This window comes from Faecalicatena contorta, assembly GCF_022835095.1.
In the GTDB taxonomy this organism is placed as follows: domain Bacteria; phylum Bacillota; class Clostridia; order Lachnospirales; family Lachnospiraceae; genus Faecalicatena; species Faecalicatena contorta.
Map to the genome: position 1 here is coordinate 2484727 of NZ_BQNQ01000001.1, position 14763 is coordinate 2499489.

Sequence of the window (14763 nt, forward strand, 5' to 3'; positions counted from 1 at the left end):
TAACAGTTCAGAACCGTTTGAACTGCGATACTAATGAGAACAATCCAGCTGTTCAGAACGGAACAGCTATAACATAACAGCCATATAGGAAGGGGAATATAACAATGCCGATATTAAATGAATTGGAACCAGTGGAAGTGTTTCACTATTTTGAGGAAATAAGCCGGATACCGAGGGGAACTTTCAATACAAAAGCAGTCAGTGATTACTGCATGACCTTTGCGGCAGAGAGAGGGCTGGAGGCCATTCAGGATGAATTGAATAATGTCATCATCAAAAAGCCCGGAACAAAAGGCTATGAGGAGAGTGAACCGGTCATCATCCAGGGGCATCTGGATATGGTATGTGAGAAAGCAGAGAATTCGGAGCATGATTTCACAAAAGACCCGCTGGATCTCTATGTAGAGGATGGTTTTGTAAGGGCGCGGGATACCACCTTGGGGGCTGACGACGGAATTGCCGTGGCTATCGCACTTGCACTGCTGGACAGCAGTGACATCCCTCATCCTCCGCTGGAAGCCGTCTTTACGGTGGATGAGGAAGTGGGGATGGGCGGAGCGGAGGGGATTGACCTTACACCGCTGAAAGGAAAGATGCTGCTGAACCTGGATTCAGAGGACGAAGATACAATTATAGCAGGCTGTGCAGGGGGCTTAACCTTTCGCCTGAATCTGCCTGTTGGCAGGAAAAAAGCTGCAGGCAGCTGCCTTGATGTTACGATCCACGGGTTGAAAGGCGGGCACTCAGGCGTGGAGATTGACCAGCAGCGGGGCAACGCCAACAAACTGGCCGGGCGTCTTTTAAACAGGCTGAACCAGAATATGGACATTGCCCTTGTTGAGGTTCAGGGCGGTGCAAAGGACAACGTCATCACTTCTGTCAGCAAATTCACCATCGTTGTGCAGGATAGCGTAAAAGCAGAACTGATCATCGAGAACATGCTGAATACCTGGAGGCAGGAATTCGGCGCAGATGAGCCAGGACTTGATATCACAGTCACTAAGACCGAATATGAGGAGAAATCCGTTTTTTCTGATGCGGACAAAAACAAGGTCATCTTTTTCCTGAACAACTGCCAGAATGGAGTGTACGGTTTTAGCAGGTCTTTAAAGGGCCTGGTTGAGACGTCCGACAACCTGGGAGTTGTGAAGACCGGGGAGAGCCAGATCTCCTTTATCCTGTTGATCCGAAGTTCTGTTTCTTCCAGATTGGAGGAACTAAAGGAAGCTTTGACAGGCTGGGCAGAATTCCTGGGAGGCACTTACGAGATTACCGGTTCCTATCCTGCATGGATGTACAAAGAAGATTCCAGAATCCGTCCGATCGTGGCAGGGGTATTCGAGAAGGTCTACGGAAAAAAGCCGGAGATATCTACCATACATGCAGGACTGGAATGCGGCCTGCTGTCCGGGAAAAAGCCGGAACTGGACTGTGTATCCTTCGGCCCCAGAATGTTTGATATCCATTCCGTCCACGAGCGGCTGGACATTGCCTCAACCTGGCGGATGTGGAATATAATCAAAGAAATCCTGAAAGAATGCAAATAGGACATTCTCCTGCTCATATATTAAAGTGATTACGTGTGCAGAGGAACATCTGAAAAGTTGAAAAGAAAAAGATTGCATAACTATATCCTTCTGAATCTGCTTCTGGCGTTTTTCCTGGCAGTGGGCATCCATGAACTTCTCATACAGGGAGGTTACGCCCGGCTGAATGAAAATACAGCTGCCGGAGACGGTTTCAGAAGGCAATCCCTCAATGAGGAGATGCTGAACTACATACAGAATACAAAAGACCCGGGAGAAAACCTGGGCCTTTATTGGCTGGAAACAGATTTCGGGACAGACCCGTTGAAGAAAACCCCCGATCCGGAGCTGTTCTCCGAACTCAAAAAGCGATGGGCCGGCCGCCAGGGCTGGGAAGAATACATCGCACAGTGCAGGGGAATCTGGAACGACGTCAAGTATTTCCCAGTACCTGCGCCCACCGGTAAAACGGAGGCTGGAGTATCTTTTGTAGATTCCTGGATGTATGAGCGCAATTACGGCGGCAAGCGCGGTCATGAGGGAACCGACATCATGGCAGACAAGAATGAGAGAGGCCTGTATCCGGTTGTCAGCATGACGGACGGAGTAGTGCGCCACAAAGGATGGCTGGAACAAGGAGGATGGCGCCTTGGAATCGTGGCCCCGGGCGGCGCCTATTTCTACTACGCCCACCTGGATTCCTATGCAGACATAGAAGAAGGGGACACCGTACAGGCCGGGGACCTGCTGGGCTACATGGGAGACACCGGTTACAGCAAAACCGAAGGAACAACAGGAAACTTTCCGGTTCATCTGCATGTAGGAATCTATCTGTTCCATAATGACGAAGAAATCAGCGTCAATCCGTACTGGGTACTGCGCTATCTCGAACCCCACAAAATACAGTATTCTTAGCTTACGGGCTTTAGCCCCCGGGTGCGGATGGGGGGGACGCCGGGCGTGGAATGGGATGGGGACGCACGGGGATGGGGCAGACGCAAGACGGCTCAAGGGGGTACCTGTCATTTCAAAATGCGGACACGGGACTAAGAAATTCTAGGAGGCAAGCAGCCATGAAAATGGGGCACAGCTGACACATCACTAGAAATCCTGATGATTTCTCGCGCTGGGTCAGCAGCTTCTGTGATTCGGAATCACAGAAGCTCCCCATTTTCACGGCTGCTTCCCTCCAAGAATTTCTAAGTTCCGTTTTAGCATTTTTGAAATGACAGGTACCCCCTTGAGCCGTCTTGCGTCTGCCCCATCCCCGTGCGTCCCCATCCCATTCCACGCCCGGCTGGTACATCCGGAGGAAGAAAAGAAGCACGTAACCTGGTTGGGAGAATAGACGGGGGAGGCGGATGGAATTGCCTGCGTCAGCGTAATCCCTCCGTGAGAATGCGCATTACCTACCGTTTGGATGCAACAGCAAATGACGAGGCGGGGACGGCTCATGGCGGGACAATGTCTGCTGGTGAAAAGTCCATAAAGCAAGCGTTTTCTTCTACAGCTTCTTAGCGAAGTGTCAGGACATTTCACCAGCAGACATTGCCCCGCCATGAGCCGTCCCCGCCTCGTCATTTGCGTCCCCCCTCATCCCAAAAAGTGTCTCCCCATTCCCACATTTAGCTCTAGTCCTACCGTGGGATTTATGATATAATCAGTTTCATGTGGAGGATTTGATATGAACTTACCGAAAGCATTTGAAGAGAAAATGAAAGGCCTTCTGGGAGAAGAATATGATGCCTACCTGGAGTGCTTTGATGAGCCGCGCCACTATGGGCTGCGCGTGAATACAAATAAGATCAGTGTGGAACAGTTTATGAACATTGCACCCTGGCCGCTTGAACCGATTCCGTGGATTTCCAACGGATTTTATTATGATGGAGAAACGGTACAGCCAGCAAAACATCCTTATTACTTTGCCGGGCTGTATTATCTGCAGGAGCCGAGCGCTATGACGCCTGCCAGCCGCCTGCCGGTGGAACCGGGGGAACGGGTTCTGGATGTCTGTGCAGCGCCGGGCGGGAAGGCTACGGAACTGGGGGCTAAGCTGAAGGGAGATGGCGTCCTGATCGCCAATGATATCAGCAATTCCAGGGCGAAAGGGCTTTTGAAGAACTTGGAATTGTTTGGGATCGGCAATATGCTGGTGCTGAGCGAAGAACCTGGAAAACTGGCCGAATATTTTACGGAGTATTTTGATAAAATTCTGATTGACGCCCCCTGTTCAGGGGAAGGCATGTTCCGCAAAGATAAAAAGATGGTGAAGGCATGGGAGGAGCATGGTCCCGAATTTTTTTCCAAGCTCCAGAGGAGTATTATCACGCAGGCGGCTGCTATGCTCAAGCCGGGCGGGATGCTTCTGTACTCGACCTGCACATTCGATGCCTCGGAAAATGAGCAGACGATAGAGTATCTGATTTCTCATTATCCGGAATTTGCGGTCTGCCCGATTGAACCCTATGACGGGTTCGTACAGGGAATGCCGGAGGTAACAGAGGGAGGCAATCCGGGACTTGCAGAAACCGTGCGGATTTTCCCGCACAGGATGAAGGGGGAAGGGCATTACCTTGCGCTGCTGAAAAAAGCACATTCTCCTGAACTTGAGGAGAATGGGAATAGACAGAAATGCATGTCAGGGCAGGGAAAGGGCAGAAAGCTGCCGGAGGAACTGGCGGAATTTCTGCAGGATACATCCTGGGAGCTGGATCCTTCCCGGCTGGATATACATGGGGAGAGGCTTTATTATATGCCGGACGGGCTGCCAGAGCTGCGAGGCGTCAGATTCCTGCGTTCGGGACTGCTTCTGGGAGAGCTGAAGAAGAACAGGTTTGAACCCAGCCAGGCGCTGGCTATGTGCCTGAAAAAGCAGGAGTATCAAAAGATTCTCGATTTCCCGCTGGCGGACGACAGAGTGATTAAGTATCTGAAGGGCGATACCCTGGATGTGGAGGATATGACTGCTGTAAAAGAGAAAGGCTGGTACCTCGTATGTGTGGACGGTTATCCGCTTGGATTCGGCAAGCTGGCGAATCAGACACTGAAGAATAAATATCTGCCGGGCTGGCGGTGGATGTCTTAAAACCATGAATGGGATAAGTTATGAAGTTAAGATTAGATAAGTATCTGGCCGATATGGGGCTTGGAACCCGCAGTGAAGTGAAGAAGGCGATTACAAAGGGATTGGCGGAGGTGAACGGCGCGGTTGTAAAAAAGCCGGAGGGCAAAGTGGACACAGAGACAGACGAGATCCGGTATCAGGGAAAGACTGTGGGTTACATTTCATATGAGTATTATATGCTGAATAAGCCGGCAGGGGTTATTTCTTCTACGGAGGATCCGAGGCAACGGACGGTCATTGATCTGATATCAGGCAGGCATAGAGACGATCTGTTTCCGGTAGGACGCCTGGACAAGGATACAGAAGGGCTGCTTCTGATTACAAACGATGGCGCTCTGGCGCACAGGCTGCTTTCACCAAAAAAGCATGTGGATAAGATTTATTATGCACGGATACAGGGAGTGGTGACAGCGGCGGATGCGGAATCATTTGCCGTGGGTCTTGATATTGGAGATGAGAAAAGAACCCTGCCGGCAAAGCTGGATATACTGGAATCGGGGGAGATATCGAAGATTCGGGTGACGGTTCGGGAAGGCAGGTTTCATCAGGTGAAGCGGATGTTCCAGGCTGTTGGAAAAGAAGTGATCTATCTGAAAAGGCTGCAGATGGGCAGCCTGAAGCTGGATGAAAACCTGGAAATCGGTGCATACAGAGAATTGACAAAGGAAGAGATGGAAGCATTATGTTAGAAAATAAAAAAGCGGTTATTTTTGACCTGGACGGCTCTCTGGTGGATTCCATGTGGATCTGGCCGGAGGTGGACGTGCAGTATATGGATAAATATAATCTTACGGTGCCTGCCAATTTCCAGAAGGCGATCGAGGGAAAAAGCTATACAGAAACGGCACAATATTTTCTGGATACATTCCCCAGTCTTACCTGTACTCTGGATGATGTGCGGCGGGAATGGATGGAGATGACATTCGGGCTGTATACGACGAAGGTGCCTTTGAAGCCCGGGGCAGGGGAATTCCTGGAACATCTCCGCTCGCTGGGGATCCGGATGGGGATTGCCACGAGCAATGCCAGGGAACTGGTGGACGCGACGCTGAAGGCGCTTCATATCGAACAGTACTTTTCTTCCGTGCGCACTTCCTGCGAGGTGGCGGCCGGAAAACCTGCTCCGGATGTTTATCTGAAAGTGGCCGAGGATCTGAAGGTGCGGCCGGAGACCTGTCTTGTGTTCGAGGATGTCCCGAGGGGAATCGAGGCGGGAAAGAATGCGGGCATGTCTGTCTGCGCCGTGGATGATGATTTTTCCCGGCAGGATGAGGCGGAGAAGAAGAAACTGGCGGATTATTTTATCCGCAATTATTATGATATTAAGAATCATACCTATGAAATTTGTGGAGTATAAATGATGAATCAGGGTTTTTTACCGTTATGCAGAAAAGAGATGCTGGAAAGAGGATGGGACCGCGCCGACTTTGTCTATGTGACGGGGGATGCGTATGTGGACCACCCTTCTTTCGGGCCGGCTATTATCAGCCGCATGCTGGAGGCGCATGGCTACCGGGTGTGCCTGATCTCACAGCCGGACTGGAAAGATCCGGGGAGCATTGCCGAGTATGGAGAGCCGAGGCTTGGGTTTCTGGTGTCAGCCGGCAATATGGACTCCATGGTCAACCATTACACCGTCTCCAAAAAGCGGCGGCGCCAGGATGCTTACACGCCGGGCGGGGAGATGGGGAAGCGGCCGGATTATGCCGCAGTAGTTTATGGCAACCTGATCCGCCGGACGTACAAGCATACGCCCGTTATTCTGGGAGGGATTGAAGCCAGCCTGCGGAGGCTGGGACATTATGATTACTGGTCCGGCAGGGTGAAACGCTCCGTCCTGCTGGACTCCGGTGCAGATATTATCTCATATGGAATGGGCGAGCGCTCTGTGCTGGAGATTGCAGAAGCCCTTGAGGCAGGAATTGCCGTATCAGACCTGACCTATGTGGACGGGACAGTGGTGAAGGTGAAAGACCAGGACTCCATATACGATGCGGTTATGCTTCCTTCTTTTCAGGAGATCTCTGAAAAGAAGGAGGCTTATGCCCGGAGCTTTTATACCCAGTATCAGAATACCGATCCATTTTCAGGAAAGCGGCTTGCCGAGCCCTACGGAGAGAAAATGTATCTCGTGCAGAATCCGCCGGCAAAACCACTGGATCAGACAGAGATGGATGATATCTACGCGCTGCCTTTTATGCGTACCTGGCACCCGGCCTATGAGAAAGCAGGGGGCGTGCCAGCCCTCTCGGAGATCAAATTCAGCCTGACAAGCAGCCGTGGCTGCTTTGGGGGATGCAGTTTCTGTGCCCTGACCTTCCATCAGGGACGGATTATCCAGGCCAGGAGCCATGAATCGCTGCTTGAGGAGGCCAAAATCCTTACGGAACAGCCGGATTTTAAGGGGTATATCCATGATGTGGGCGGTCCCACAGCGAATTTCAGGCAGCCGTCCTGCAACAAGCAGCTGCAGTATGGAGTCTGCAGGGAAAGACAGTGCCTGTTTCCGCATCCCTGTAAGAATCTGCGGGCGGACCACAGGGATTATGTAGAACTTTTGAGAAAGTTAAGAGAGATCCCCAGAGTAAAGAAAGTGTTCATACGGTCAGGCATCCGGTTTGATTATCTGCTTGCCGATCGGGACCGGACATTTTTAAGGGAACTCTGTGAACACCATGTGAGCGGACAGCTGAAAGTGGCTCCGGAGCATGTGGCGGATGAAGTGCTGGAAAAAATGGGAAAACCAGAACATAAGGTGTACGAGGAGTTCACCCGGATATATGGGGACATGAACCAAAAGCTTGGAAAAAAGCAGTTTCTGGTTCCTTATCTGATGTCTTCCCATCCCGGATCGGATATGAAGGCCGCCGTGGAGCTCGCCGAATACTGCAGGGATCTGGGGTATATGCCGGAACAGGTTCAAGATTTTTATCCCACACCGTCTACGATATCCACCTGTATGTATTATACCGGACTGGACCCGCGGACGATGAAGCCTGTTTACGTGCCGAAAAATCCCCATGAGAAAGCGCTTCAGAGGGCGCTGATCCAATACCGCAATCCGGAAAACTACGACCTCGTTATGGAGGCGCTGAAGAAGGCAGGCAGGATGGATCTGGTCGGTTTTGGGGAAAAATGCCTGATCCGGCCGCGCAGATTTGCGAAAGAAAGGGCCTACACCGGAGAGAATGGCGGAAAAAGGACTGAGATCAAGAAAAAAACTCCGGTTAAGAAAAAAGCAATCAGAAATGTTCATAAAAAGAAAAACCAGAAAAAATAGTATAAAAAGAAGGTGTATAGATTGAGAATTGCAATAGTAAGCGGAGCCTCATCGGGGATGGGCCGGGAATTTGTTAAACAGCTGCCCTGGTTCTACCGGGAGCTGGACGAGATTTGGATAACTGCAAGAAGGAAGGGCAGGCTTATTTCTCTGGCAAAGACGAGCAGAATTCCATGCAGGATCTTCGAGGGAAACCTGCTCGAAAACAAGGTTTACAGTGAGATACTGGATGCACTTGAGAAAGAAAAACCGGATGTGCGTATGCTGGTGAATGCCGCAGGCTTCGGCAAAATGGGAACGGCTGCAGAGATCGCTGAAAGAGAACCTGAGGCACAGCAGGAGATGATTGATCTGAACTGCCGTGCACTCACCCGTCTTACCATGACCTGCCTGCCGTTCCTTACACAGGGAAGCCGGATTGTGAACCTGGCATCCGCAGCTGCCTTTTGCCCGCAGCCCTATTTTGCGGTCTACGCGGCGACGAAGTCCTATGTACTCAGTTTCTCACAGGCACTGGGGGCAGAGCTAATAAAGAACGGCATCTATGTGACCGCAGTCTGCCCCGGGCCAGTGGATACGGAATTCTTTGACGTATCCGGCAGGCTTCCGCACAAATGGAAGGACGCGGTTCTGGCTGCCCCGGAAAAGGTGGTGCATCAGGCGCTGATCGATTCCAGGAAGAAAAAGCCGGTATCTGTCTATGGAATGGCGATGAAAGCAGCGGATCTGGGAGCAAAGCTTCTGCCGCACAATATGATTATAAAAATAGAGAGCATGGGAAAAGACTAAGGAGAACTACACTATGACTAAGGTGATAAAAGGAGAGCCGGGATATCTGGATTATAAGAAAAAAGCAGAGATTATCCGGACCGTGATTTATTTTGCACTGGTGGCTGCTATTTTCATTCTGGGTTACAGCCAGGCGCATACGAGACTGAATCTGATGACCGTTGTTGCTGTATTGGGGTGTCTCCCGGCGTCCAAGGCGCTGGTGGGTGTCATTACCCGATTTCCCTATCCGTCTATTGCAGTCATCCGTGCAGACGAGATTAAGGCAAAGACCGGCAATATAACGGCAGTCTATGACATGATCATTACAAGCCGGGAAAAAGTGATGCCGGTGGACTGCATTGTGATTTCCGGAAATACAATCTTCGGATATACGAACAGCGAAAAAGTGGATGTAAAATACGCAGCTGCCCATATAAAAAGTATCCTGAACCAGAATCATTTTCCGGATGTCTCGGTGAAAATCCTGAATAACTATACCGCTTTTCTGGCAAGGGCTGAGGGTCTCAATTCGATAGCTGCTGTGGAAAAAGGGGATACAAAAGAGATAGAAAGACAGATCAAACAGGTGATATTGAATATATCCATGTAGAAAGGAACCAGTTTTATGCAGCAGATAACAGTCGGTGACAATGAAGCGGGACAGAGGCTGGATAAGCTTCTGGCCAAGTATCTCAGAGAGGCCCCGAAAAGCTTTTTATATAAGATGCTGCGGAAAAAGAATATTACTCTGAACGGGAAAAAAGCTTCCGGCAGTGAGATGCTTTTTAAAGGAGACGAGATCAAAATGTTCCTTGCAGAGGAGACCATTGCCAAATTTGCGGGGGATGCAGGGCTCCCTGCAGAGAGACACATGAAGAAAGAATCCTGCCATGATGTGCGTCTGGATATCCTCTATGAGGACAGCCATATCCTACTGATTAATAAGCCTGCCGGGATGCTTTCACAGAAGGCTCAGGACACGGATGTCTCACTGGTCGAATATCTGCATGACTATCTGCTGCAGAGCGGGAGTCTGACAGGGGATGGCATGAGAACATTCCGCCCCTCCGTCTGCAACCGGCTTGATCGGAACACGAGCGGCATAGTAGCCGCCGGGAAAAGCCTGCAGGGCCTTCAGGAGCTGAGCCGCCTCTTTAAGGAACGGACACTGGGCAAGTATTATCTCTGTCTTGTACAAGGGGAAGTGAAAGAGCGCTCCCGGATCTGTGGTTTTCTGAAAAAAGACGAAAAAAGCAATCGGGTCAGTATAACAGACTCGCCCGAAGCAGGAAGCGCGGCAATTGAGACAGAACTCTGCCCCCTCAAATCTAAGGGCGGCGTGACGCTGCTGGAGGTACACCTGATTACCGGGAAGACTCACCAGATCCGTGCTCATCTTGCTTCTGCCGGTCATCCGATCCTGGGAGACTACAAGTATGGCGGCAGAAAACTGGGCGACAGGTACAAAAATGCATACGGGCTGAACCACCAGCTGCTCCACGCATACAGGCTTACCTTTCCGGCACTGGAAGGGCCACTAAGCGGTCTGTCGGGAAAGGAATTTCGGGCCCCGCTTCCCGGGGAGTTTCAAAAAATAGCAAAGGATAAGGGTGTTTTATAGATGGCTACCTGGAATTCAAGGGGGCTTCGCGGCTCCACACTGGAGGAACTGGTAAACCGCACCAACGAACGGTACGAGGAGATGGGGCTTGCGCTGATTCAGAAGATACCGACCCCCATCACTCCGGTGAGGATAGACAAAGAGCATCGCCACATTACGCTGGCATATTTTGAAAAGATCAGTACAGTCGATTATATCGGGGCTGTGCAGGGGATCCCGGTCTGCTTCGATGCAAAGGAGTGTGCTGCGGATACTTTCCCGCTGCAGAATGTGCATGAGCATCAGATGAATTTTATGGAAAAGTTTGAGAAGCAGGGCGGTATCTCCTTTTTGATTATTTATTACAGCAGTTACCATGAACTCTACTATATGCGTTTTAAAGAGATAAAGAGATTCTGGAAACGCGCCGCAGAGGGCGGGCGGAAGAGCTTTCGTTATGAGGAACTGGATCCGGCCTACTTCATGGAACTGAAAAATAACTGTTTCGTCCCGTACCTGGATTACATACAAAAGGATTTGGATACCAGGGATTGACAATCAGGGAGAAACTGCGTATAATTTACAGGGTGATTTAACGAATTAGCACGATAAAGTGAAAGGGCAGGAAATATGGAACAGAAATTACATACACCTGAAGGCGTCAGGGATATTTATAATACAGAATGCAGGAAGAAGCTCAGAACACAGGAAAAGCTCCATGATGTACTGCACGCATACGGATATCAGGACATTCAGACACCGACTTTCGAATACTTCGATGTGTTCAGAAAAGAGATCGGAACGATATCTTCGAGAGAACTCTATAAATTTTTTGACAGGGACGGCAATACACTGGCACTGCGCCCGGACATCACGCCGTCCATAGCCCGGGCGGCGGCAACGCTGTTCGAGACAGAAGAATACCCCGTCCGGCTCTGCTATATGGGCAATACATTTATCAACCATTCCAGCTATCAGGGCCGGCTGAAGGAAAATACCCAGATGGGGGCGGAGCTGATCGGCATGGATTCCATCGAAGCGGACGCAGAGATGCTTGCCATGGTTGTAGACGGGCTGAAAAAGGTAGGGCTTAAGGAATTCCAGGTTAATATCGGCCATGTGGACTTCATACAGAGCCTGATGGATGCCACCGGACTGGAAGAGGAAGAAAAGTCGGAGATTCACGATCTGATCATAAACAGAAATTATTTTGGAGTGGAAGAAATCCTGGACAACCAGGATGCAGCGGACAACATTAAGGCTGCATTCCAGGTGCTCTCAGAGCTGATGGGTGATGTAGAGATTCTGGACCAGGCTATGGAGATAGCGCCGAACAACAGCGCAAGGCTTGCCGTATCCTATCTCCAGCAGTTATATCAGCTGCTGACCCTTTACGGTGTGGAGGATCACATTACATTTGACCTGAGCATGAGCGGGAGCTACGGGTATTATACAGGGGTTGTTTTCCGTGCATATACATACGGTACCGGCGATGCCATCGTGAGAGGCGGACGCTATGATAACCTTCTGGGAAAATTCGGAGAGAATACGCCGTCGATCGGATTTGCTATCATCATAGACGAGCTGATGAGCGCCCTGAGCCGCCAGAAGATCCCAGTGGAAACCAGAGAGATGAACATGATCGTTTATACGGAGGCTACGCAGAAGTGGGCTATTTCGCTTGCAAAGAACTTCCGTTCCAAGGGCAAGTGCGTGGAGATGCACAAGAGGGATAAACAGGAGAGCAGGGAAGCCTATGAAGCATATGGAAAACGGATACAGGCCGTGAGTATGCTGTATCTGAACGATGATCTGACGATTGAGATGGTGAATCTGCGTACCGGGGACGAGAAGCTGATAAATGCAAGGAAAAAGAGATAGAGGAGCAGACATGAGATATTTAACTTTTGCCCTTACAAAAGGGCGTTTAGCCAATAAAACGCTGGAAATGCTGGAGATGCTTGGAATTACATGCGAGGAGATGAAGGATAAAAGCTCCAGGAAGCTAATCTTTGTCAATGAGGAGCTGAAACTGAAGTTTTTCCTGGCAAAGGGCCCCGATGTCCCCACCTATGTAGAGTATGGGGCGGCTGATATCGGTGTGGTCGGCAAGGATACGATCGTGGAGGAAGGACGCAAGGTGCACGAGGTTCTGGATCTGGGATTTGGTAAGTGCAGAATGTGCGTGTGCGGACAGGAGGAAGCCAGGGAACTGCTTCGGCACCATGAACTGATCCGCGTGGCTACTAAGTACCCGAATATTGCAAAAGATTATTTTTATAATAAAAAACATCAGACAGTTGAGATCATAAAAATGAATGGTTCTATCGAGCTGGCGCCTATTGTAGGGCTGTCAGAAGTGATTGTGGATATTGTGGAGACCGGATCTACTCTGAAAGAGAACGGACTGGTGGTATTGGAGGAAGTATGTCCTCTTTCGGCCAGGATGATCGTGAATCCGGTCAGTATGCGTATGGAAAACGACAGGATTAAGGAGCTTATCGTGAATCTGAGAAAGCTCTTACAGGAGGGATAAAAATGCGAATTGAAAAATTAGATGAAAGTACAAAAAAAAATCTGCTGGAAGACCTCTTAAAACGCAGCCCCAATAACTACGGAAAGTATGAGGCCAGCGTCCGCGAGATACTGGATGCGGTGAAAGAAAAAGGGGACGAAGCGGTATTTTCATTTACAAAGAAGTTTGACGGAGCAGAGATCCATGCGCAGAATGTGCTCGTCACAGACGCGGAGGTAGAGGAAGCCTATGCCCAGGTGGATGCTTCTCTGCTTGAGATTATACGTAAATCTTTAAAAAATATAGAGTCCTACCATGCAAAACAGATGCAGTACAGCTGGTTTGACAGCAAGCCTGACGGAACGATGCTTGGACAGAAGGTGACCGCTCTCCGGAGAGTAGGGGTATATGTTCCGGGCGGGACGGCGGTGTATCCGTCCTCGGTATTGATGAATATCATGCCGGCCAAGGTGGCGGGCGTGGATGAAATTATCATGGCTACACCTCCGGGAAAAGACGGCAGGGTGAATCCGACCACCCTGGTTGCCGCCAAGGAGGCTGGAGCAGACGCCGTATATAAGGTGGGAGGAGCCCAGGCGATTGCGGCACTCGCCTATGGTACGGAAAGCATTCCCAAAGTGGACAAGATTGTAGGCCCTGGAAATATATACGTAGCCCTGGCCAAAAAGGCCGTTTACGGGTATGTAAGTATTGATTCCATCGCAGGCCCCAGTGAGATTCTTGTCCTGGCGGACGGGACGGCCAACCCGAGATATGTGGCTGCAGACCTGCTCTCTCAGGCGGAGCATGACGAGCTTGCATCGGCTATTCTGGTGACAACCAGCAGAGAACTGGCAGAAAACGTATCTTTACAGATCGATGGGTTTGTGAGAGAATTGTCCAGGAGAGAGATCATACAGAAATCTCTCGATAATTATGGGCATATCCTGGTGGCGGAGACGATGGAAGACGCGATAGACGCTGCAAATGAGATCGCTTCAGAACATCTGGAGATCGTGACTGCAGACCCTTTTAACGTGATGACGAAGATCCGCAATGCGGGTGCAATTTTTATAGGAGAATACAGCAGCGAACCTTTGGGAGATTATTTTGCAGGGCCGAACCATGTCCTGCCGACAAACGGTACGGCCAAGTTCTTTTCCCCTCTTTCCGTAGATGATTTTCTGAAGAAATCGAGCATCATTTCTTATTCAAAGGAAGCGCTGGAGGCAGTACACCTGGATGTTGAACGTTTTGCGGAGGCAGAACAGCTGACTGCGCATGCGAATTCGATAAAGGTGCGATTTGAAGAATCATAAATAGGATTAAAATGGGAGGGATGTATGATGGACAGGACAGGCAGCTGCATGAGAAAAACAAAGGAAACAGAGATAAACCTGACAATTTGTCTGGACGGAAAAGGGTGCAGCAGGATTGATACGGGAATTGCTTTTTTTGACCATATGCTGGACGGTTTTGCGAGACACGGCCTATTTGACCTGGAAGTAGAGGTTAAGGGGGATCTGGAAGTGGACTGTCATCATACGGTTGAGGACACTGGTATCGCGCTGGGACAGGCAGTCGCCAATGCCCTTGGAGATAAAGCGGGAATCAAGCGCTATGGCAGTTTTATGCTTCCCATGGATGAGACACTTGCTTTGTGTGCGGTGGATCTTTCAGGACGCCCGTATCTGAACTATCAGGTCGGGTTTACGGTGGAGAAGATCGGCGGGCTGGATACGGAAATGGTGAAGGAGTTTTTTTATGCGGTTTCATACAGTGCAGCAATGAACCTGCATCTAAAAATTCTGGACGGAGGCAACAACCATCATATGGCGGAGGCCCTGTTCAAAGCGTTTGGTAAAGCACTGGATGCGGCTACCATGGAAGAGCCGAGAATGAAAGAGGTTTGGTCTACAAAGGGCAGCCTGTAAAGGAGAGTGGATA

14 protein-coding genes are annotated in these 14763 nt (G+C 50.1%); all 14 read left to right on the forward strand.

What is annotated here, in order from left to right:
- Window positions 1-104 precede the first annotated feature (104 nt).
- Entirely contained in the window at window positions 105-1547 is a 1443-nt protein-coding gene (locus tag MWG26_RS11070) for an aminoacyl-histidine dipeptidase (protein WP_025657504.1), read from the forward strand.
- Between the two features lie 57 nt (window positions 1548-1604).
- Complete coding sequence (locus tag MWG26_RS11075) at window positions 1605-2441, forward strand: M23 family metallopeptidase (RefSeq protein ID WP_025657503.1); 837 nt, start codon at window positions 1605-1607, stop codon at window positions 2439-2441.
- Window positions 2442-3210: 769 nt separating this feature from the next.
- Window positions 3211-4611 carry an RsmF rRNA methyltransferase first C-terminal domain-containing protein gene (locus MWG26_RS11080; protein WP_025657502.1) on the forward strand — a complete coding sequence of 467 codons (1401 nt, stop codon included), beginning with the start codon at window positions 3211-3213 and terminating at the stop codon, window positions 4609-4611.
- Window positions 4612-4631: 20 nt separating this feature from the next.
- Window positions 4632-5339: a pseudouridine synthase gene (locus tag MWG26_RS11085; protein ID WP_025657501.1), complete on the forward strand. Its 708-nt coding sequence runs from the start codon at window positions 4632-4634 to the stop codon at window positions 5337-5339.
- The gene (locus tag MWG26_RS11090) at window positions 5333-6007 is read left to right on the forward strand and encodes an HAD family hydrolase (protein WP_025657500.1); all 675 of its coding nucleotides are present in this window, start codon (window positions 5333-5335) and stop codon (window positions 6005-6007) included. Before MWG26_RS11085 ends, MWG26_RS11090 begins: the two co-directional genes overlap by 7 nt.
- A gap of 3 nt (window positions 6008-6010) precedes the next feature.
- Entirely contained in the window at window positions 6011-7930 is a 1920-nt protein-coding gene (locus MWG26_RS11095) for a YgiQ family radical SAM protein (RefSeq protein ID WP_025657499.1), read from the forward strand.
- Between the two features lie 21 nt (window positions 7931-7951).
- The gene (locus MWG26_RS11100) at window positions 7952-8719 is read left to right on the forward strand and encodes an SDR family NAD(P)-dependent oxidoreductase (RefSeq protein ID WP_025657498.1); all 768 of its coding nucleotides are present in this window, start codon (window positions 7952-7954) and stop codon (window positions 8717-8719) included.
- 13 nt (window positions 8720-8732) lie between these two features.
- Window positions 8733-9311 (forward strand): hypothetical protein, encoded by a 579-nt coding sequence (locus tag MWG26_RS11105; protein WP_025657497.1) that lies wholly within the window; start codon window positions 8733-8735, stop codon window positions 9309-9311.
- A 15-nt stretch (window positions 9312-9326) separates the two neighbouring features.
- Window positions 9327-10322: an RluA family pseudouridine synthase gene (locus tag MWG26_RS11110; protein ID WP_025657496.1), complete on the forward strand. Its 996-nt coding sequence runs from the start codon at window positions 9327-9329 to the stop codon at window positions 10320-10322.
- A complete protein-coding gene (locus tag MWG26_RS11115; RefSeq protein ID WP_025657495.1) occupies window positions 10323-10856 on the forward strand; it encodes a Holliday junction resolvase RecU in 534 nt (177 codons plus the stop codon).
- Between the two features lie 75 nt (window positions 10857-10931).
- A complete protein-coding gene (gene hisZ / locus MWG26_RS11120) occupies window positions 10932-12182 on the forward strand; it encodes an ATP phosphoribosyltransferase regulatory subunit (protein ID WP_025657494.1) in 1251 nt (416 codons plus the stop codon).
- 10 nt (window positions 12183-12192) lie between these two features.
- Complete coding sequence (gene hisG / locus MWG26_RS11125; protein ID WP_025657493.1) at window positions 12193-12837, forward strand: ATP phosphoribosyltransferase; 645 nt, start codon at window positions 12193-12195, stop codon at window positions 12835-12837.
- Window positions 12838-12839: 2 nt separating this feature from the next.
- The gene (hisD, locus tag MWG26_RS11130; protein WP_025657492.1) at window positions 12840-14135 is read left to right on the forward strand and encodes a histidinol dehydrogenase; all 1296 of its coding nucleotides are present in this window, start codon (window positions 12840-12842) and stop codon (window positions 14133-14135) included.
- Between the two features lie 24 nt (window positions 14136-14159).
- Entirely contained in the window at window positions 14160-14750 is a 591-nt protein-coding gene (gene hisB / locus MWG26_RS11135; RefSeq protein WP_025657491.1) for an imidazoleglycerol-phosphate dehydratase HisB, read from the forward strand.
- Window positions 14751-14763: the final 13 nt, after the last annotated feature.